A 21,986-nucleotide genomic window follows, 5' to 3' on the forward strand; every position below is an offset into this window, starting at 1 on the left:
TTGAGCCGTCACTCTTTTTCGATTGGTGCAAATTTCGCAAGTAAACGTTTAATACCCACCGGATCCGGGAATGCGATGTCCAGTTCGACTTCCTCGCCTGATCCCTTCACGCTGACGACCATTCCGGTACCCCACTTTTTATGGACCGCTTTGTCGCCTGGGTTCCATCCCATCTTGTCCCCACCACTCGTCTTATAGACAGGCTTTTTAACCGCCGAACGAGTTGGCTCAACAATTCTGCTCCGTGATCCACCAGAAGAAAAGTCCGATTTCCTCGAAATCACTTCCATGATATCATCTGAAATTTCACTGATGAACCGTGATGGGTTATTGTAACTCGCACGTCCGTAGAGCGTCCGATACGATGCAGAGGTCAAGTAAAGCTTTTGCTCTGCACGTGTAATGCCTACGTACGCGAGGCGTCTTTCCTCTTCCATCTCTTCGTTATCGCCGATTGAACGGGCATGTGGAAAGACGTTCTCCTCCATCCCTATAATGAATACGACAGGGAACTCAAGTCCTTTCGCCGCATGCATCGTCATAAGGACGATTTTTTCAGTCGCTTGGTTCTCTTCCTTGTCGAGCGAATCGATATCTGCAATGAGTGCTAGATCTGTCAGGAAAGCGACCAATGATCGATCCCCCTCCTCCTCTGCCGCACGTTTTTCAAATGCCTCTGTCACGGAAAGGAATTCTTCGATGTTTTCTAAGCGACTTTCCGACTCAATCGTTTTTTCCCGATTAAGCATCTCGCGATAACCCGATTTATCGAGCACTTGCTCCACAAGTTCAGAGACCGACAAATATTCCTGCATTTGCGTAAAGCCTATTACTAGGTCACGGAACTTCGCTACTTCATTTGCGGCCCTTGCCGTAATTCCCATAAAGTCGACTTCTTGTAATGCGTCAAAAATCGAGCGGTCATGTTCAATCGCGAATCTTGCCATTTTTTCGAATGAAGTGGCGCCGATACTCCGTTTTGGTTCATTGATGATTCGTGCGAGCGCAAGATCATCCGCATTATTTGCGATAAGTCGTAAGTAGGCGAGTAAGTCCTTGATTTCTTTCCGGTCATAGAACTTCGTGCCGCCTACGATTGTGTAGTCGAGATTCGATTTCACAAGATATTCCTCGATGATACGGGACTGTGCATTCGTTCGGTACAAAATAGCGAATTCGTCGAGTTTCAAGCTTTCCTGATCTCTCAACTCAATAATTTTGCCGACTACAAATTGTGATTCGTCTTTTTCATCACTCGCTTTGTAGACGTAAATTGTTTCCCCTTCTTCGTTGTCCGTCCGTAATTTTTTATCGTAACGGCTGTGGTTGTTTGTAATGACGTCATTCGCCGCTTGTAGGATTCGTTTTGTCGAACGATAGTTTTGCTCAAGCATGATCATTTCCGCATTTTTATAATCTTTTTCAAAAGATAGGATATTGCCGATATCTGCGCCGCGCCATCTATAAATGGACTGATCAGAGTCTCCGACAACACAGAGGTTTTTGAATTTATCCGCCATCATATTGACGAGACGATACTGCGCGTTATTCGTATCCTGATATTCATCGACATGAATGTATTGGAATTTATTTTGATAAAACTCAAGAACATCTGGGACGCGTTCGAATAGGACGAGTGTCATCATGATCAGGTCGTCAAAATCGAGTGATTGGTTTTGGCGCAACCGTTTGGCGTAACCGTCGTATACGCCCGCAATTGTTTTTTCATATGGATTGGAGGGATCAATTTGACTACGGAAGTCTTGTGCGTTAATGCATTCGTTTTTCGCCGAGCTAATTGTATTCAGCAACATACGCGGATCGTATTGCTTTGGGTCAAGGTTTAATTGTTTTAGGACATTTTTCACAACGGTCAATTGATCCGAGGAATCGAGAATCGAGAATGATTTGGCGAACCCGATACGATCGATATCTCGACGCAAAATACGTACACACATTGAGTGAAAGGTCGATACCCACATCCGTTCCCCGGTGCCAGCACCTAGGAGTCCATCAATCCGATTACGCATTTCCCTTGCCGCCTTATTCGTAAATGTGATGGCAAGGATATTGGATGGGTAAACGTTTTTCTCTACAACGAGATAGGCGATACGGTGAGTTAGTACTCGCGTCTTCCCAGAGCCCGCCCCCGCCATAATGAGAAGTGGTCCTTCTGTCTTCTTCACAGCGCGCGCTTGTTCAGGATTCATGCCCGCAAGTAAATCTTCTGCAATTTTATTCATAATTTACACCCTCTCGGAACATTCGTTCTTTATTATACACTTATTTGCCCTTTACGGGAAACTGATTTCACTGCATCAACCGTTTCAAGTGCGGCATTCAAATCGTCATAAATACTATTTCCAACGATGATTGTATCTGCGATTCTGGCCATCGTTTTGGCGTCTTGGGCATTTTTGATGCCTCCACCGTAGAAGAGTCGCGTATTTTTGAGAACGCTGGCTACGGCTTCGACGATTTCAGGATTACCGTATGTACCACTATATTCTATATAAAAAACTGGCAATCTAAAAAGATGCTCCGCCATACGCGCATACGCAATTACATCTTCTTCGTCCAGCACTGCTGTAACACCAGTCATTTTTGCTGCTTTGCAAGCAGGATTCAATATGCAATAGCCCTCAGTAACGATTTCATCCCAGTTCATCATATGACCGTATTCGCGGAGCGCCGCATGATGGATGCCGTTGACCCACTCTACTTTTGTTGAATTGAGTACCGTTGGAATGAAATAAAAATCGAAGCCCGGTGTTACAGAATCGACCGTGGATACTTCAAGTGCAATCGGGACGGAATAACGTCTTATCCGAACAAGCAAGTCGAGGACATTGTCGAGTGTAACCCCATCTGATCCCCCAACGATAAGCCCATCTGTTCCCGATTCCGCAAGCAATTCCAATTGTTCGTCTGTTAGCTTTTTTGCAGGATCTAATTTAAAAGCATGACGCCATGTAGTGTAATCCATGTTAACCCACCTACTCTATAATTGTATGTTCCTTTAGTATACCAAATAAATTATAGCGTACCAGTCACCTACGCACTGCAAGTTTTTTAAGAATTGGATTGGTCGCTTGGTTAGAAGGATTGGTCACTTGGAGTGTGGAATTGGTCGCTTGATTAGAAGATTGGTCGCTTGGAGTGTGAGATTAGTCGCTTGATTAGAAGGATTGGTCGCTTGGAGTGTGAGATTAGTCGCTTGATTAGAAGGATTGGTCGCTTGATTAGAGGATTAGTCGCTTGGAGTGTGGAATTGGTCGCTTGGAGTGTGGAATTGGTCGCTTGATTAGAAGATTGGTCGCTTGGAGTGTGAGATTGATCGCTTGATTAGAAGGATTGGTCGCTTGATTAGAGGATTAGTCGCTTGATTAGAAGATTGGTCGCTTGGAGTGTGAGATTGGTCGCTTGATTAGAAGATTGGTCGCTTCGAGTGTGGAATTGGTCGCTTGATTAGAAGATTGGTCGCTTGGAGTGTGGAATTGGTCGCTTGGTTAGAAGGATTGGTCACTTGGAGTGTGAGATTGGTCGCTTGATTAGAAGGATTGGTCGCTTGGTTAGAAGGATTGGTCGCTTGACGGTGAAAGGTGTCACAATAGCTTAAATTGTGGCGAGCCTAAACACTTATTGTTTCTTGTCTTTCAAAAACAGAAGAAATCAAGCCGGTAAAAATTGCCGACTTGATTTCTTCTGTTATAGAACACTGATTAAATCCTCTGCACGAAACGAATCGTTCCACCAGTTCGTAGTTGCGCTATTTTCGGTAAGTCCTTGTTCACAACTTTTCCAATCGTCGCGTAGCCTCCGACAGTTTGAGCGTCTGCCATTAAAATGATTGGTTGGCCATTTGTAGGGACTTGGATTGTGCCAAATTGGGTGGCTTCGCTTATGATGTCCCCGCTTGCTTCAAATTCAAGTGCTGGGCCATTTAGAAAGTAGCCCATTCGATCGCCGCCACGCATTGTGTAAGTTGCATTGAAAAAAGTTTGAACACTTTCTTTACGAAATAGATGCATATGAGGGCTATCCCATAATTCAACGGTAACATCATTTGAATACGTCGGGATATCTTCCACTCGCATGCCACTATTACATCGGTTCTTTATAGGTATGTTGGCATAGAGAATTTCATCTTTTCTCACAGGACCACCAATCAACCCTTTCGGATACACAGATTGGCTATCGAGCACTTTCGGAGAACAAAATCCGCCTTCCGGAATGATGTATGCAATACCGCCAGTAGCAGGTTTCGTAAAACGAATAGTTTGGTCTTTCCTTATGTAAAATGATTTCCACATCGGAGCTTCGATGCCATCAATACTTACCGTCAAATCCGCTCCTGTAATCGCAATTCGATGATCACTTAGGACTTCCAGTGTCAGCCCACCCAAAAACAACTCAAGCGCACTCTCTTTGCCATTATTATTCATTATCTTCATTCCCAAATGGAAGGCTTGTTCATCCATGGGGCCAGAAATTGGCATTCCAAATCGTCTAAATCCAGGTCTTCCTGCATCTTGTATCGTGCCGTAAACACCGGGTTTAATCACTCGAAAAAGAGGAATCATCGGTGTTCACCTATCGCTTGAATAATTACATGATTCGATTGCAGTGCTGCGCGGATCAATTCTGCCCGCTTGGCAACCTCACTCCCGTCTCCATGAAAACAAATCGTATCTGCTTTCAGTGGGATTGTTCCCCCACCTATCGTTTGCACTTTTCCATCCAAAACAATGCTTAACACTTGTTGTTCAATCGCTTCAGTTGTATGGAGTACGGCATTTGGCAACGTCCGCGAACAAAGGCGACCTGATATATCGTACCGCCGATCAGCAAATGCTTCACCCGCTGTTTTCAAGCCGATTTTCTCACCTGCTCGGATTATTTCGCTGTTACAAAGGCCGAATAAATACGCTTCTGGCACTGTATCATAGACGGCTTCCGCAATCGCTTCCGCAATTTCCACATCGATGGCAGCTGTATTATACAGCGCTCCATGCGGCTTAACATGCGATACCGGGACACCATTAATTTTGCAAAACATATGAAGGGCGCCAATTTGATAGACGACAGCATGATAGACTTCACGGGGCGCCATCGATAAATTCCGTCTTCCAAACCCTTGAAGATCCGGGTACCCTGGATGAGCACCGATTGCTATCCCCTGTTTCGCGGCTTTTTGGACTGTATCCTGCATGACATTGAAATCGCCCGCATGAAAGCCACAAGCTATATTCGCAGATGTAATGAATGGAAAGAGTTTTTCATCTTCACCCATCTTATAGGCACCAAAGCTTTCTCCTACATCCGCATTTATATCGATTCGCATCGAGACTCCTCCTTCACAAGGTCATATATCGCTTCCGGTTCACGCGCTAATTGATGTTCCAACTCTCTATATTCTTCGATAGGTATAGGAACAAATGACAAATAATCCCCAGCTTGCAGCAGAAAAGGTTCCTTCCGATTTGGACAATAAAGATCGAGCGGAGTTCTCCCAAGAATATTCCATCCGCCGGGCGATTCGAGTGGGTAAATGCCTGTCTGATTTCCACCGATGCCAACAGTTCCTTTAGGTACAAGTAAACGCGGTTTGCCGAGTCTTGGTACGTGAAGGGCTTCCGGTAATTCTCCTAGATAGGGAAAGCCAGGTAAAAAGCCAATCATATAGACCGTATAACTTGTTGTCGTATGCAAGGAAATAACTTCCTCCCGTGAAAGTCCCGTTATATTTATGATTCGATCCATATCTTCACTAAACTTTTCATCGTAGCAAACGGGAATTTGAAACTGCCGGCTTGTGAGTTGGGTAGGTGTAAAAACTTCTCTCATTGACCACAGCATTAATAATTCATCTATCAGCAAAGAAGAGTTAGCTACTTCTTTCTTTAAATAAATCGTGACTGCATGGTAACTTGGCACAATTTCTGCTAGTAAATGATGGTTACGTTTTATGATTAATTGGGAAAACGCTTGCACATAGCTGTATGTTTCTTGATTGATTGCCTCTCCAAATTGAAATCTGATGGATTGCTCGCCGGTCACCATCACTTGAGGAAAACTCATTTTTTCACGATTCATATGCCGACAACACTTCGATACAAACCGTTACCCCTTTTTTCAAATCCTCATGCGACCAACTCGGAATTTGGCCGTGTTGAATCGCAAGTTCGTGGGATGCTGGAATATGAAGAAATCCTGATTTCATGCCTGGTTGTTTCGTTGCTGCGTAATGCAATGCTTCATACATGACGTTGTTACATAAATACGTTCCGGCTGTGTTTGATAGTTCAGCAGGCAATCCGACCGCCAATAACTTGTCAACCATCGCACGTACAGGTAACGTCGACAAATAAGCTGGCTCCCCGCCTTGTTGAATCGCTTCATCTACTGGTTTATTTCCCTGGTTATCAGGTTCGCCATCCTTAAAGTTAATGGCAATCCGCTCAGGTGTCATTTTATAACGACCTCCTGCCAAACCTAAAGAAATGACAGCATCCGGTTGTAGCCGTTCGATATGGGCGAGAAGTTGTTCACCAGAAGATGTGAAATCGACCGTCAACACTTCACTATGAATCGCATAGTCACCAATTTGTTGGCCGTTTAGTTCCTGAACAATTTTCATTGTCGGATTAACCGTATAGTTTAGAAATGGTTCGAATCCTGTCAGCAATAGTTTTTTCATCTATTCCTACCTACTTTCCTATAAGTGTATGGGGCGATGCCGAATCATTTTAGCACCCTCTCTGTTAGGCACTGATTTCGCACGGTACAATAAATTCAAAATGGCCCTATTAAAGAGCGTTTGTGCTTCGATACATGTATCCAATGCTTCCTCATAGACGACTTCATCCGCCGCTTCTGTAATGATATCCGCCGCCACCCATTCTGGGTAGCGTAAAATCCCAACAGAAGAATACGTTGGTGTGACAGTCGTCTGTCGATAAAAATGAATTCCCGGTGCTTCTTCAATCGGAAAAACTTCTGGCAACCATTGCTGGCCATATTTTACGAATCGTCGCTTCCAATAGTCATTTTCACACGCAATATCCGTGTCACTAATCGCCGAGCTCACTTCCTGCACGATTTTCTCTAAATTTTCTTCGTGAAGGGCTCGATTTACTTCAAACGATGCTCGCCCGATGCCATAGATTTTCGCACTCGGTAAAAAATAGGACACTGGAAATCGAGGCGGACTATTATAGCCCGCAAATGGCTGCACCCATTCATGCGAAGGGATCCCATGATTGTCAACGATAATATCTGGTGCCCATTTCCGTAAAATTTCCGAGTAGACATTCGCTTCCCTAAAAACAGTTTCTTGAAAACGGACATGCGCAAACTCTAATCCAACAGCATTATACCTAGCCGCGTGGTGTTTCCATTCTGGATGCTCTACGGTTAGTTTTTGAAGAAGTTCATAACCATCCGGATTTGCCAGAGGAATGACGACAATATTCATTTTCACAAGTAGTTGATGACTCTTTTCTAGCAGCTCGACAATGGCCGGCGTACTCGATACTTCATTCGAATGATGCCCCGCTTCAATGAATACCGTCTTTTTCAACAATGTCATTTTCAAAGCCGAGTTAAATCGTTCTCCCGTTGGTGCAAAACACTCAATAACAGGTATGGCATGTTGTCGATAGGAATGGTCAGGGTAAACAATCCGATACGATTCATTGTTTTTCATCCACTTCGAAACACTTGGGTGAAGATGATTTTCGGGAAGTTTGAAGCACTCAATGGATGAGATAATTTGCTGTTTTCCTTGATTCATATAAGCATATTCTAAGGTACCATCTTGCTGGAACGTTATTTTCACGGTTGTTATCTTTTCAGTTTCTTGATCATTCCATTGGTAGACACGAAAACGCGCTTTCGGTTTCTCACCGATTCGTACATGCATAAACGGATGTACGCCGCCTGGAGCATTAAAAGGTTTCCCTTCCAGATCTTCACCCATTTGCGCAAAGTAGTCCAATGTGTTGAAATAAAGATCTTCATGTAATGCCTCGAGAGATGAAATCCGTTCTTCATCGACAGGAAGCTTCGCCTCTTCCTCACTCATCCAAACGTCAATTTCAATGCGGTCAAACAAAGGCCGTGTATGCCCTTGTCCATCATTGTATTCGCTGATTGCTTCGCGTAGTTCCGGCAATATTTGAGCCATATAGTACCTATAAAATTGCGCTCGATCTGTTTCAATAATCTGCTCCTCAACAAGTGTACCATTTTGAAAGATTTGTACTGCACTCGTTGACGGATAAACAGCATGCCTTTCATCTACATAAGGCATTCGCGAAACCGGTACATTCAAAACGCCGATTCTTTTTTTCTTGCCATTTCGCAACTCACCGAAAACCTCATACGTAGGTTCTTGATTTCCTTCAAGGATAAACGTCACATCTTCAGAATGGATCGTTGTCATTTCTTCTATGTAACGATCGATTGGATACATCTCTTGAATCCATCGTATAGGTAGTTCCAGCGCATGTTCATTTACATCTTCTTTGACTGAGATGACTACTTTTTCAACATCCTCATGAAGGTCGTGCAATAACTCTTCTTTAATCCAATGGAAGCCTGTTTTAAAGGCCGATCGAACCACGATGGATTGAACTTGTGGGAATACCTTCTGCCACTCAGCACTTAATTCCTTTCTTCTATTAACGGGTTCAGACAAATAGATTTCAATAATTGCATCATCCAAATTAGATGATGCTTGTAGGCAATCAAAAACCCGATCGACCTCACTATCGTCAGTCCATGTTTGCTCGAACAGTAATTCCGCTTCATTTTTTGACGCTAACAACTGTTGCTGCTCCCAGTTTCCAATTGTGCCGCCTTCACTCCAATGTGTACTACGAACAAATGAATGCAACGCGGCTGGCAAATTGTCTTTCGTACCTGCCAAACAAATCGCGTTTTCCCTTTGCAAAGTTAGCTCAGTTTGCTCCGCTTGAACAATGGCGAACGAAATTTTCGCATCATTATTTTGGGTTACAGGAAAGTCAATTTCAGTACAATATAACGCGCTTCGTGCCGCAAAATAACATAACTCTTTCAATAAAGCAGTTGTCAGCATAGCGTCTTCTACCGTAATATTCAAACTCAGTATGCGAGTTGGTGAGGCTTCAATTTGAGTCCCGAAACCTGAAAAGCTCCAAATCTCACTTAAACTTTTCACTTCACTATAAAATCGATTTGCCTCTGCTGTCGTTTTTTTTACATCCCCAAACGTGATGGAGCGCAGTAACTGGGTTAGTTCACCCTCATTTCGATAAGTCAAAATGAGTTTACCATCCGTATATGTTGCCGCTGTCTCATTTGACGATTGTACAAATTGCATTGTCACTTGTTGATTGTTTTTTTCAAAAAAACTAAATGACAATGCCGTTGTTTCAAAACCAACCCTTGCACAAAAATCGATTAAACCTATTGGCAATAAACCCTCCGGCAAATCAATAAATAACGAAACACCATCAAGAACTCCGTCACCATTTTTATCGACAAAAATGCCATCTTCTGACCATAAGGTTTTATCCATCCTATTTCACCTACAACTTCATATTTGGATCGAATCGGTCACGCAGCCAATCCCCAAGCAAATTAAAGCCTAAGACAGTTAACATAATGGCAACTCCCGGAAAAACAGCTGTCCACCATGCTGTTGTAATATAGTTACGGCTATCCGCTAACATACCACCCCATGATGGAATCGTCGGATCTACACCAAGCCCCAAAAACGTAAGAGACGCTTCAAGTAGAATGAATTCCGCAATATACATCGTTCCCAAAACCAATATCGAAGACAGTACATTTGGTAAAATATGCTTCCGAATAATCGTGAACGTCGTACCTCCGATTGCTTTGGCAGCATGAATATATTCTTGCTCTTTTAAGGAAATGACTTGCCCACGTATCAAACGCGCAAAACCAACCCAATAGGTTAACCCTAAAATAATGATAATTTTCCAAATACCAGTCCCTAAAACACTCATAACAACAATTGCAAATAAAATAAATGGAAATGCTAGTTGAATATCTGCAAAACGCATAATGAAATCATCCATCCATTTCCCAAAATATCCGGAAATCAGACCTAAAACAGTCCCGATAATCAATGAAATCAAAACACCGAAAAACCCAACCATCAACGAGATTTTCGCCCCATAAATAATCCGACTCAACAAGTCTCGACCTAATTGGTCAGTACCTAAGAAAAATGTGGATTCTCCAGTTGGATTAGCCCAAGAAGGAGGCGTCAATCTGGCTGCCAAACTCGCTTTTGACGGGTCAAATGGTACAATCCACTGTGCAAACAATGCTGAACCGACACTTAAAAGGACAAGTAAAATTCCTACAAACCCTGCTGGATTCTTCTTTATGAAACGACCGAGCAATTGCAATTTCGTCTTCTTATTCTTCCCTTTTGATTCTTTCAATTGAACATTCACCATTACCGCCCACCCCTTCCAACTTTAATGCGCGGGTCAATCAATGAGTAACTCAAATCGACAATCAAATTTACGACAACCATGATAATTGCCAGGAAGATGACGCCGCCTTGAATAACAGGATAGTCTCGCTGATTAATGGCATCGATAATGAGTCGACCAATACCTGGCCAAGCAAAAACTTGCTCAACAATAACTGTTCCACCTAATAAGGAACCAAACTGTAAACCTAAGAAAGTCACTGTCGGTAAAAGCGCATTACGGAATGCATGTTTTATAATAACAGCCCAATCACTGATTCCCTTTGACTTTGCGGTGGCAATATACTGCTGATTCAACACTTCCAACATTGAAGACCGAACAAGCCTTGCTAAAATTCCGGATAATATCATTCCTAATGTAATCGAAGGAAGTATGAGGGAAGAAAAACCGTCAAATCCGGAAGCGGGTAACCACTGCAAGGTCACAGCAAATATCAATATCAACATTATTCCAAGCCAAAAGTTAGGGAATGAAATGCCAATCAATGAAAAAATCCGTCCAAAGAAATCAACAGGTGTGCCCCGCTTTACAGCGGATATTATTCCTACTGGAAAAGCGATTGCAACTGCAACGACGATTCCTCCAAGAGCCAATGCCAAGGTAGCCCACAAACGTTCAAATATTAATGCCGTAACCGGTGCGCCACTACGAAAGGATTCTCCAAAATCCAATGTAAAAAGACCTTTCAGGAAGATTCCGTATTGTACCCAAATCGGCTTATCCAAACCTAATTTCGCAGTCAAATCTGCAATGGCTTCTTTAGTAGGTTCGCCAGCAGAAAACATGACTGTCACAGGATCCCCTGTTAGTCGGATGGAGAAAAAAATGACGATGGAAATAGCAAGAACAACAAATACTGTATGAATTAATCTTCGGGTAACATATGCAATCATTATCGTTCCTCCGTCCTCTTAAGAAAAGCGTAAGCGCCTATCTAGAGGCGACAGGCATAAGAAAGGCTGGCGAAGCGGCGTTCTTTGCCGCATAGCCGGACTGGCTTATGACCCGAGCCTTTAGGCGCTGAAGCCTAGACACCATTACCTAGTAAAAAACTTGTTTTTTATCTTTAAAAGAAAGAGATAGCATGAGGACCATACTATCTCTTTGTCTGTTGTACCTTTATTTTACAGTGACCTCATCTAATCTCATACGATCCTCATGTGGTGGTTGGAAGTTTTCCAACCGACTATTCACACCATATAGCGCAACATCTTGATACAAGTTTACTTCTGGCGCTTCATCATACAGCAATTCCGTCAGTTCCATGAAAATTGCTTCACGCTTAACTTGATCGACTGTAGCACGTTCAGCACGCAACAATTCCTCAACTTTTTCATTCTTGTAAGTCGGATTCCAATGCTCCCCTTCGTAATACATCAAGTAGGCTGTATTATCAAAGTCCAATGTCCATCCGCCCCAGCCATTACGGTACATATCACCCGATTTGCCGTTAGGAATTAGGTCGGAAATCAATGTCGTATTATCCACACTGTTGATATTTATTTTCAAACCGACTTCTTCCATGTAGAATCCAACAGCTTGGACAATTTCTTTAAAGTTCCCATCGTTCCCAGGGATGAATACTTCTAAAGTTGTCCCTTCTTTAATACCTGCTTCTTTAAGAAGCTCTTTTGCTTTTTCAGGATCATATGGATAGGGTTTCAAATTCGGGTTATTCCCGAAAGAAAGTTCACTTTGGAATGTACTGATTGGTGTTCCATAACCACCCAAAATTTCTTTAATAATCGCTTCTTTATCGATTGCGTAGTTAATGGCTTGTCGAACCAGTTTATTATCCAATGGTTTTTTTGAAGTATCAAAGCGTAATGCGAAGACAGTTGGTGTTCCGACATCTTTCAATTCCAAGAAGTCTGTATCTTTCACTGTTTTCGTTTGTGCAACTTCGACACGTTTCATAATGTCAATTTTTCCGGTCTGCAATTCTGCTAAACGAGTAGAAGCTTCCGGAATGACTTTAAACGTTACTTTGTCGAGTTTTGGTAGTCCTTCTTTCCAGTATTTGTCGTTTTTCTCTAACACTACTTCCTAATCACGTTTATAACCTGTCATCTTGAATGGTCCAGTACCAACTGGATTATTGTTGAAGTGATCATCCGAGTTCTCTTTTACATAGGTCGGTGGTACAATAACTGCACCATAACCTGCTAATTTAGTTAGTAATACAGGATCTGGTGTATTCAATATCATCGTTACTGTGTATTCGTCATTCACTTCTACAGAATCGATTGCCGTGTAGTTTGAATATTGAGGGCCTTGTTGTCCTTCTTCTCCCAATAAACGGTCAAAGGTAAATTTTACAGCTTCAGCGTTAAACGGTTCTCCATTATGGAATTCAACCCCTTTACGAAGTTTGAATTGCAACGTCTGTTCGTCCAAGTACTCCCACTCTTCAGCCAATCCTGGTTTTAATTCTAAATCTAGGTCACGTTCGACGAGTCCTTCAAATACAGATGTCGCAACTGTGCTCCAGTCAAGTAAAAATGTATCAATCGGGTCCCAACTTTGTGGGTCACTTGACATACCGACAACGACTTCATTCCCACGATCTGTTGCTGGATTTACTACAGAAGCAGCCCCATCTTTTACAGGCTTCTTCCCAGCTCCGTCCACTTTGTCTTTATCTCCGCCTGAACAAGCAGTTAAAACTAGCATGACTGCCATTACTATCGGCATAAAAAATTTCTTCTTTTGCATGTCATTTCCTCCTATTAACTAATTTTTGTTATGTTATCACCATACGGATATGGATCGTTATAACCGAGTTTTTTCGAAATAATACTGGCAACTTTCCAAAGTGGAACTACGAATTTTTTTACATTTTCAATGGGAAGCGATACCGGAAAACCGGCAATGCTAATTGAATATTGAACTTCACCACGATGATTAAAGATAGGGGTTGCAATCGAAACAGTACCTTCTTCCAGTTCAGAATGACTGTAAGCAAAACCTTCCTGCCTTGTTTTATGAATTAATGCCCAAACGTCTTCTACGGTTTTAGGCGTATGACTGGCATAGTTTTTAATCGGGTTCTTAAGGATTTCGGTTATTTCATCGTCAGGTAAATAAGACAGTAGTGTTCTCGTACAAGCACCTGCATAAAGTGGAGCCTGTCGCCCAATACGCGTATACAGCCGAACAGGTCTTGTGCTTTCCACCTTTTCAATGTAAATTCCATTTTCATTGTCACGGGTCACTAATTGAACTGCTTCATTAATTTCAGACTGCAACTGTTTCATATATGGAAAAGCAATCTCTCTTATTTCAAGGGCGCTTGCGACACGCCCGCCTAACTGCAACAATTTTAGTCCAAGGACATAATTGTCACTCTCAATAATTTTTCCGTTTTTCTCTAGTAACGTTCTTTGTAGAAAACCAACATTCACTAAAGAACGTAGCATTCGATAGGCAGTCGGCTTAGGCATTTCTGCGTGAGTAGAGATTTCATCCAACGTCCAAGAATGCTTTTCCTCTGTGAACAAATCCAGTAATTGTAGTCCTTTTTCCATTGTTTTACTCATCTACTTTTCGCCTCCTCTGCTGTATACAGATGACACGAGACGATATGATTCTGTCCAATCGGTTGAAGGATTGGTTCAACTGTTTTACAAGCGTCCATACACGATGGGCATCTCGGATGAAATGTACATCCACTCGGCGGATTAGAAGGGCTTGGCACATCCCCAGTTAACATAATCCTCTCCTTTTCCTGCAACGGATGCGCTTTTGGCAATGCTGAGAGAAGCGCTTTGGCATACGGATGCTTCGGGTCATCATACAAATCATCTTTCGCTGAGATTTCTACCATCTTCCCTAGATACATCACGCCAATACGATCGCAAAAATGCTTCACAACACTTAAATCATGGGAAATGAATATATAGGTAAGTCCAAATTCCTTCTGTAAATCTTTCATTAAATTCAACACTTGTGATTGGATTGAAACGTCTAATGCCGAAACAGGTTCGTCGGCAATAATCAATTTAGGTTTAGATATCAACGCGCGGGCAATTCCGATCCGTTGACGTTGGCCACCAGAAAACTCATGCGGAAGCCTTTTCAATTGGGCTTGAGAAATCCCGACTTGGTCTGCCACTTCCAGAACCCTTCGATGTCTTTCCGCTTGATCGGTCACACCGAAGTTTATCAATGGTTCTTCGATAATTTTATAGACACGCATCCGTGGATTCAGCGATGCGAAAGGATCTTGAAAAACAATTTGAATGTCTTTCCTAAGTTTTCTCATGTCGTCATTCGCAAGCTTTGTAATATCCTGCCCTTGAAAATAGACGGTGCCTTCGGTCGGTTCAAGCATTCTCATGATTGTTCTACCAGCCGTACTTTTCCCACAACCCGATTCACCAACAATCCCGAACGTCTCCCCTTGGTTGACAGTGAATGATATGCCGTCAACTGCTTTCACATATTGCACTGTTTTATTTCCGAAAACTCCGCCTTTAATAGGGAAATATTTTTTTATGTTTTCCACTCTCAATAATTCTTCTTGTTTGTGCATGACGTCATCCTCCCTTCTCAATCCTCAAACAACCAACATTGCACTTTGGAACCGCTTTCTGTTGTGACAAGAGGCGGTTGTTGTGAGCATCTATCATGCACCCTCGAACATCTTGGAGCGAATCGACATCCTTTTGGCATGTCGCCTGGTGCTGGAACCATGCCTGGAATAGACGAAAGATACTCTTTTTGTTCATTTATATCTGGTAAAGATTCTAATAATCCTTTTGTGTAAGGATGCTTGGGATTATCAAATAGCTCAACAATGGTAGATTCTTCGATAATTTCGCCTGCATACATGACAATCACACGGTCACACATTTCTGCTACGACGCCTAAGTCATGCGTGATTAAGATAATTGACATATCCATTTGCACTTGCAATTTCTTCATCAATTCTAGTATTTGTGCTTGAATGGTTACGTCCAAAGCAGTTGTTGGTTCGTCTGCAATAAGTATTTCTGGATTACAAGACAATGCAATCGCGATCATAACACGTTGACGCATCCCGCCAGATAATTGATGGGGGTATTCATCCAATACTTGTTCAGGTCTTGGGATTCCTACAAGTTGCAGCATTTGGAGCGCACGTTGACGCGCCTGTTTTTTACTGATTTTTTCATGATTTAAAATCATTTCTATTATTTGTTTACCAATTGGATAAACAGGATTTAGCGAACTCATCGGTTCTTGGAAAATCATCGATAGCTTCTTACCTCGGGTTTTTCTCCAATCTTTTTTCTTGAAGTCTTTGAAATGCAAATTATGTAGATGGATGTCCCCGTCTTGCCATTCCACACCCGGTGGCAGTAAACCCATTAAAGAAAGAGAAGTCATACTTTTACCACATCCCGACTCTCCAACAATGCCGAGCGTTTCCCCCTTATTCAGTTGAAAGCTTATGCCATTAACAATTGGTGTCCGCACACCATCGTCACTTATGCCAACTTGCAAATTATCAACTTCCAATAATTTTCTACTCATTTTGACACCCCTAAGAGATTTCATTATTTGAAACGCGATTTCATTTCTTGTTTCTATTATTGTACAGAATAGAACTATTTTTCGCAATACTATATTTGTCCGAAATGTTGTTTATTTTTTCGGAAAGCCTTACTTACTATTCTCCAACCTCTCTTTTGTCTATAAAAAATTAACTATAACTTCCTGTCACCGAACGCTCAATCCGTCCAACTTATTGTAAAAAACCAAGTAAATCACGAAAGAGATTTTTGATTGGGATAAATTGGAGTAATTTATCATAGACTCTAGAAATGCTTATGAAAAATCCTTAACAAGCAAAAAATCCACCATCATCAAGAATTGGAGGGAGTAGGGGAATGAATTGTGCCCAATGTGGTTATGTGCAAGATATAGGATTGTTTTGTGGTAGATGTGGTACGGAGTTCGAAAAAGGCATCGAGTCTACAATCCTAGAACAAGGAGCTACGATAGAGTCTGTGCAGCAGCCAATCTCCCCCGAGAAAATGGCTGAGCCAAATATTCATATAGAAAAGATTAAGGCGCAATCGAAAATGTATGGATCCTATTTCGTTCAACAGCTAAAGAGGCCCTCTCTTGCTTTTAACCAAGAGAAGGCCAACTTTTCAAATGGACTAACTAGTATTCTACTTTTAGCTGTTGTAATTGCTTTGACCTTGTATTCATTTTTGAATAGTATGTTTTCGGGCTACGAACCAGGTTTTATTTCAATTTTTGGTAGCATTCTCATATTTTCATTGGTTGCGATGGGAATTTCACTAGTATCTTTATTCCTCATAAGTCGGTTTTTCGGACCTCAACTTTCTTTCAAGGCAATCACCAGTCTTTATGGCGGACATTTATCGCCACTTCTGATAGGTGCCGGAGTATCTTTACTGCTACTATTTTTGGAGTCTTTCACGTATGGAAATCTAGTATTATGGATTGTTTTCACTTTCGCCGTGTTCATTTTACCGTTATACCTAATTAGTTCCTTACTAACAAAAAAACCAACTGGAATCGATTCATTGTATAGATTCATTTTGTACATCGTCACATTTTCAATCCTATTTTATATCTTTGTCAGCATTTTGGCGGACTCAAGAATTAGAGTGTACTTCAATGACTTAACTTCTTGGTTTTAAAGCGTACCAGTCATGCAATTATGAACTTCCCTCACTTCCAACGCATCGTTTTTGAAGTGAGGGGGTTCCTACTAATTCGATAGGTCGTCGGAATACTTTGATCGACTCTATTTGGTAACCTATCTTACACGTTTGTAAGGACTGATTTCGAAAGAAGTAAAGCTTAAGCTTCGAAAGTTTCCGACAAAAGTCATTATCAACTACATACAGCCAAGTTAGCGAGTGAAGCAAGTGAGCAGCATCAAACAAAATGTCCCGCTCCGTAGCTTATACAAGCTGCGAATCGGAACATTCATTATCTAACTGATAGCACCAATGCCGAAGCAAACGAAACAACCATAACAATCACAAATACTGCGTCCACCCGTTCATAAGTCGTCGGATAATAGTACGTTCGCTTAGCACCCATTTGAAAACGCTTTGCTTCCATCGCCACCGCCACACGTTGAGCTCTGCGTATGCTTTGGGCAAACAAGGGCACCGTATACATCCGTAAACGTTGGAAAATTCCTTTCAAACCTTTCGGAAAGTGAACTCCCCGTATTTTCAAAGCGTCGGAACGTGTCTGTAATTCCTCCACAATCACCGGCATCAAGCGGATGGAGGCAATGAAGCTATATGCGTATTTAGAGGGTAGCCTGAACTGCTGCATAAGCGCATAGAACAACAAAATAGGTCGAGACGTCAACAGGAAGACTAGACTAATAAAGCCGAAGCTAAGTGTTTTAAAGCCTAGTAATAACCCATAGTTGAAGCTTTCCTCCGATATTTTGATTAGTCCCCATGACCACCAAATAGTTACCCCTTTACCAAACAACATCATCGTGGCCGCAGAAGAGACAAAAGAGATAACAATCGGAACAGAAAAAAGCAATAACTTTCGCCATGAATAGCCGCTGAAGCTATACACTAGTACCCCATATAAAATCAGTTGATTGAGCGCAAAGTGGAAATTTTGATTGAAGAGCACGATTAACATAAAGGCGAAAAAAACGACGAATTTCAAAGCAGGATTGACCCGATACAGCCAAGTTTCTCTATGTGGTGTGAATAATTCCAGCACAGTGCTTCTCCTCCCGTTTTTGCTCAGAGACGTTTTGTGAAGCACACATCTTAACTAGCTTACCTTGGTCAATTGTCCATACCTCTGTAGCAAAATTTTCTACAATCCTCCTATCATGAGTCACCATCATTATCGTCGTTCCTCCACTGCGTAACTGCTCCAACTTCTCCAGAATAGCGAATGTATTTCGAGCATCCTGACCGAACGTTGGCTCATCAAGCAACAACATCGTAGTTCCATGTGCAAATGCAGTAGCTACACTTAAACGCCGCTTCTGCCCCATCGATAACTGAAAAGGATGACGTTGTTCATTTACATTAAGGTGAAACAACTCTAGCAGACTCATTACTCTTGTACGTATTTCCAATTCTGAAAGTCCTATTAGTCGAAGCGAAAACGCGATTTCATCGAACACAGAATTTGTAACGAATTGCAGTTCTGGATTTTGAAATACGAGCGAAAGTTCATTAGGTGGTGATTTCTTTCGATTCTGCAAATTAATAAGATTGCCGTTTAACTCGTATTGACCTGTTGTGCGAAGCAAATGCATTAAAGATAATAACAATGTGCTCTTACCTGCACCATTATCTCCTATGATGGTGATCCAACTACCTCCATCTATTTCTGCCTGTGGTATGTTAATCTTCTCGATTTTACCCCTATACCCTCGAAAGTCTTGAAGTTTGATTATCGTTTTCTGTGGCTTAAGACGGGACAGATTCTCCTGCCGTCTTAACGTATTTATTTCCTTGAAATTCGTAGAAACTAAATAATCTTCCCACACTTGGGGGTACCATATGCCATATTCAGCGATTTCTTGTTTGTACTGGTCAAAGATTTCCTCTGGCAACCCATCAGCTATGATTTCACCAACATCGTTGAACAAAACGACACGATTAACCCAGTCGGCAATGTGATCAATTTTATGTTCAACGATTATAACCGTTTTTTCTGCCGCCACTTCCTTGACCGAATCCCAAATTTGAATGGTACCTTCAGGGTCAAGTAAGGACGAGGGTTCATCTAGGAATAGAACATCTGGCTTTAGAAGTAATACCGAAGCAAGCGCTAGCCGTTGCTTCATTCCTTGAGAAAGAGTTTGAATCAAAATATGCTGTTCGGGTAACGGCAAGCCCACACTGGATAACGCCTTCCCAATCAGCGGACCCATCTTGTCTCTTGGTACATTCAAGTTTTCTAATACAAATGCAAGTTCTTCATCCACATAAGGCATACAAAACTGAGTGTCCGGATCCTGAAAGACGAATCCCCATGACTCTGGCAATTGAATCGAATCGCACTTAAGTGGAACTTCAATAGAATGGGGAATAATTCCGCTCAATACCTGTAACAATGTTGATTTTCCACAACCACTAGGACCAAGCAATAATACTTTTTCCCCTTGCGATACAGTAAAGGAGAGGTCCTTAAAAATTAAGGAAGACTCTCCTGGGAATTTCAAACGAAGATTCGAAACTTGCATAATACTGTTTTGTTGATGATTATTCACTGGCTAACACCCTTTATAACTAGTTATCTAACAAACTGTATTCTTCTTTCGATACAGGCCTAATGAGATTCGTTACACCAGTCGCTTCCAATGCACGAACGATTAAGTAGGCAAATACACCTGTAAATAGGAAAGCACTTACTACACGTAGACCGTACTTGACGAATAATGCCCATGATTCCAAATTCGCATAACCGTAGAATAAATCCAAAAAGAACCCTGCGAAGCACGACGCCACACCCGCCAATCCCGCAACAACAATTCCGAATTTCTTATAACGAAATGAAGCAAATAGTAATTCTGCCGCTAAACCTTGTACAAAACCATAAATGAGGACCGTAAAGCCTCCCCCAATAAATGCCGAAAGACTTGCTGCTGCAATACTAGCTAGTAAAGCAACACCTGGTTTACGAATGAGTAAAAATGCGAAAGGACCTACCATAAACCACATACCGTATAATAACTGACGAGCAATGGGAAGCATCGGCTTAACAACCGTATATAGATCATCCCAGAATTTCATTGTAATACCGAATACAACACCAATCATGATAGTGATTAGTAAATCCGAAAATTTCAATCTCTTCATCTCTTTTATCCCCTTCTATATTGCGTTATTTTACAACAAAAAAACCACCTGGGTGCGCAGACGGTAGAAGGGTCCCTATGTAGTCATTCAACAAGTTCTCTACGCTGGCATTATCCAGATCAGATTAACGGTTAGCAGCGGATTATAGCTGCAATCTCAGCCCGATTCACTCGAGCACCCGATTAGGTTTTTATGAAGTTAATTCCATTATATAGTAGCTTTTGTTATATAGCAATAGTGGCCCCAGTGAGCGATGACACTGAAATATTCATGTTAGTTCGAGTAAACATGATTGTTTAAACTTTCACGTTTGAATGAGACCTTTAAGCTTTAGCAGTCACAATGACCCCCCCATTATTTGTTGTTCCGGTCGGTATGGCAGCCATTTACTTTCACCCATTTTAAGATGGAGTTAATGATTTCTTCTAATTCCAGTCCCGTTTGTGTCAATTCGTACTCCACTTTTCTTGGAGATGATTTAGAAACACTCTTTACGACTAGGCCTTGTGTTTCCAATTCGCGTAATCGTTCGGTCAGTAATCGATCAGATATACCATGAATTTCCGCTACTAACTCATGATAACGTTTTGGACCGCTTAGCAAATGATAGATGATAATTCCCATCCATCGCTTACCAATAAATTCTATAGTTCCATGAAAACTATCACACAAGGTGACAGCTTTTTCCTTAATAGATGATTGTATAAGATTATCTTTATGCTCCATAATAAAAACTCCATTTGTTTGATACCTTAATTTTAGCATACTTATTGTTGACAAACAACCTTACTAATAGTAACCTCTATATTAAGCTTACTATTAGTAAGCTAATAAATGAACACTATGTTCTTAGGAGATAATGACCGTGTCCCAAAAATATAATACCTTATCTGAAATCATTCATGAACGGAAATCCGTAAGAAAGTTCGAGGCATCAACCGAAATTTCTAAAGAAGAAATTGCAGCAATGCTAAGTGAAGCAACAGAAGCTCCTTCATCGAGTAACACACAGTCTTGGAGATTCATCGTTATTCAAGATTCAGAAGCCAAGAAAAAGATTAAAGAGTTTTCATTTAATCAAGAGCAAATCGAAACATCTTCAGCCATCATTGCCGTAATTGGCGATACTGAAATGCATCATAATATCGATGAAATTTATCGTTCCAATTTCGAGGCTGGCAATATCGATAAACTAAATATGGAACGCCAAATTCAAAATGCCAAAGCGTTATATCCGATTGCGCCTACTGAAGTACTTTTGAATATAGCTTCTTTTGATGCCGGCTTAATTTCCATGCAATTTATGTTAATTGCTAAAGCAAAAGGATATGATACCGTTTGCATGGGCGGCTTTGATAAAAAACAATTTGCGGAAAAGTTTGAGTTGGAAGATCGATATGTGCCCATCGTACTAATTGCTTTAGGTAAAGCAGCTGCTCCTGCTTATGGCTCTACCCGCTTGCCGCTTGAAAAAATAGCAACTTTCATCTAATTACTTAGAAAAACCTGGCACAAACCACCCAGTACCTTGTCGTCTATACTTACCACAGGTTGTGTGAGTCCAAAAGGATCAATTTTCTTATCTTTTTAATACATCTTGATTATCATAAAAGGATTGAGTGGTTCAGGAGTAGAATTAGTCGCTTCA

At 41.5% G+C, this 21,986-nt stretch carries 18 protein-coding genes and 1 pseudogene; 2 read left to right on the forward strand and 17 right to left on the reverse strand.

Annotated elements, in window-relative coordinates; translation table 11 throughout:
* Window positions 1–8: 8 nt before the first annotated feature.
* From pcrA to H4683_RS15405, 13 genes and pseudogenes are all read right to left on the reverse strand, one after another.
* Entirely contained in the window at window positions 9–2,243 is a 2,235-nt protein-coding gene (pcrA, locus tag H4683_RS15345; RefSeq protein ID WP_192599711.1) for a DNA helicase PcrA, read from the reverse strand.
* A gap of 32 nt (window positions 2,244–2,275) precedes the next feature.
* The gene (pcrB, locus tag H4683_RS15350; RefSeq protein ID WP_192599712.1) at window positions 2,276–2,986 is read right to left on the reverse strand and encodes a heptaprenylglyceryl phosphate synthase; all 711 of its coding nucleotides are present in this window, start codon (window positions 2,984–2,986) and stop codon (window positions 2,276–2,278) included.
* Window positions 2,987–3,722: 736 nt separating this feature from the next.
* Window positions 3,723–4,583 (reverse strand): 5-oxoprolinase subunit C family protein, encoded by an 861-nt coding sequence (locus tag H4683_RS15355; RefSeq protein ID WP_192599713.1) that lies wholly within the window; start codon window positions 4,581–4,583, stop codon window positions 3,723–3,725.
* The gene (locus tag H4683_RS15360) at window positions 4,580–5,344 is read right to left on the reverse strand and encodes a LamB/YcsF family protein (protein ID WP_192599714.1); all 765 of its coding nucleotides are present in this window, start codon (window positions 5,342–5,344) and stop codon (window positions 4,580–4,582) included. Before H4683_RS15360 ends, H4683_RS15355 begins: the two co-directional genes overlap by 4 nt.
* Complete coding sequence (gene pxpB, locus H4683_RS15365) at window positions 5,329–6,096, reverse strand: 5-oxoprolinase subunit PxpB (protein ID WP_225942128.1); 768 nt, start codon at window positions 6,094–6,096, stop codon at window positions 5,329–5,331. Before pxpB ends, H4683_RS15360 begins: the two co-directional genes overlap by 16 nt.
* Window positions 6,086–6,700 carry a pyroglutamyl-peptidase I gene (gene pcp / locus H4683_RS15370; protein ID WP_192599715.1) on the reverse strand — a complete coding sequence of 205 codons (615 nt, stop codon included), beginning with the start codon at window positions 6,698–6,700 and terminating at the stop codon, window positions 6,086–6,088. Before pcp ends, pxpB begins: the two co-directional genes overlap by 11 nt.
* 18 nt (window positions 6,701–6,718) lie before the next feature.
* Entirely contained in the window at window positions 6,719–9,565 is a 2,847-nt protein-coding gene (locus tag H4683_RS15375) for a M14 family metallopeptidase (RefSeq protein ID WP_192599716.1), read from the reverse strand.
* A gap of 10 nt (window positions 9,566–9,575) precedes the next feature.
* Window positions 9,576–10,478 (reverse strand): ABC transporter permease, encoded by a 903-nt coding sequence (locus tag H4683_RS15380; RefSeq protein ID WP_192599717.1) that lies wholly within the window; start codon window positions 10,476–10,478, stop codon window positions 9,576–9,578.
* Entirely contained in the window at window positions 10,478–11,410 is a 933-nt protein-coding gene (gene nikB / locus H4683_RS15385; protein ID WP_192599718.1) for a nickel ABC transporter permease, read from the reverse strand. Before nikB ends, H4683_RS15380 begins: the two co-directional genes overlap by 1 nt.
* A 226-nt stretch (window positions 11,411–11,636) precedes the next feature.
* A pseudogene (locus H4683_RS15390) lies at window positions 11,637–13,232 on the reverse strand (ABC transporter substrate-binding protein).
* Between the two features lie 14 nt (window positions 13,233–13,246).
* Window positions 13,247–14,056, reverse strand: coding sequence for an IclR family transcriptional regulator (locus H4683_RS15395; RefSeq protein WP_192599719.1), 810 nt, complete (start codon window positions 14,054–14,056; stop codon window positions 13,247–13,249).
* Window positions 14,053–15,051: an ABC transporter ATP-binding protein gene (locus H4683_RS15400; protein ID WP_192599720.1), complete on the reverse strand. Its 999-nt coding sequence runs from the start codon at window positions 15,049–15,051 to the stop codon at window positions 14,053–14,055. The genes H4683_RS15395 and H4683_RS15400 overlap by 4 nt, the downstream gene beginning before the upstream one ends.
* 17 nt (window positions 15,052–15,068) lie before the next feature.
* Window positions 15,069–16,034, reverse strand: coding sequence for an ABC transporter ATP-binding protein (locus tag H4683_RS15405; RefSeq protein WP_192599721.1), 966 nt, complete (start codon window positions 16,032–16,034; stop codon window positions 15,069–15,071).
* A 356-nt stretch (window positions 16,035–16,390) separates the two neighbouring features.
* Here H4683_RS15405 and H4683_RS15410 point away from each other — a divergent pair, with 356 nt between their 5' ends.
* The gene (locus H4683_RS15410; RefSeq protein WP_192599722.1) at window positions 16,391–17,176 is read left to right on the forward strand and encodes a hypothetical protein; all 786 of its coding nucleotides are present in this window, start codon (window positions 16,391–16,393) and stop codon (window positions 17,174–17,176) included.
* A gap of 295 nt (window positions 17,177–17,471) precedes the next feature.
* Here H4683_RS15410 and H4683_RS15415 read toward each other — a convergent pair whose 3' ends face one another.
* From H4683_RS15415 to H4683_RS15430, 4 genes are all read right to left on the reverse strand, one after another.
* Window positions 17,472–18,239 (reverse strand): CbiQ family ECF transporter T component, encoded by a 768-nt coding sequence (locus tag H4683_RS15415; RefSeq protein ID WP_192599723.1) that lies wholly within the window; start codon window positions 18,237–18,239, stop codon window positions 17,472–17,474.
* Window positions 18,214–19,722: an ABC transporter ATP-binding protein gene (locus H4683_RS15420; protein WP_192599743.1), complete on the reverse strand. Its 1,509-nt coding sequence runs from the start codon at window positions 19,720–19,722 to the stop codon at window positions 18,214–18,216. Before H4683_RS15420 ends, H4683_RS15415 begins: the two co-directional genes overlap by 26 nt.
* 46 nt (window positions 19,723–19,768) lie before the next feature.
* Window positions 19,769–20,338: an ECF transporter S component gene (locus H4683_RS15425; protein ID WP_192599724.1), complete on the reverse strand. Its 570-nt coding sequence runs from the start codon at window positions 20,336–20,338 to the stop codon at window positions 19,769–19,771.
* A 354-nt stretch (window positions 20,339–20,692) separates the two neighbouring features.
* Window positions 20,693–21,064 (reverse strand): winged helix-turn-helix transcriptional regulator, encoded by a 372-nt coding sequence (locus tag H4683_RS15430; protein ID WP_192599725.1) that lies wholly within the window; start codon window positions 21,062–21,064, stop codon window positions 20,693–20,695.
* 133 nt (window positions 21,065–21,197) lie between these two features.
* Between H4683_RS15430 and H4683_RS15435 the strand changes: the two genes are divergently transcribed.
* Window positions 21,198–21,830: a nitroreductase family protein gene (locus H4683_RS15435; protein ID WP_192599726.1), complete on the forward strand. Its 633-nt coding sequence runs from the start codon at window positions 21,198–21,200 to the stop codon at window positions 21,828–21,830.
* Window positions 21,831–21,986 lie beyond the last annotated feature (156 nt).

It is taken from the genome of Sporosarcina limicola, from assembly GCF_014873855.1.
Lineage (GTDB): Bacteria > Bacillota > Bacilli > Bacillales_A > Planococcaceae > Sporosarcina > Sporosarcina limicola.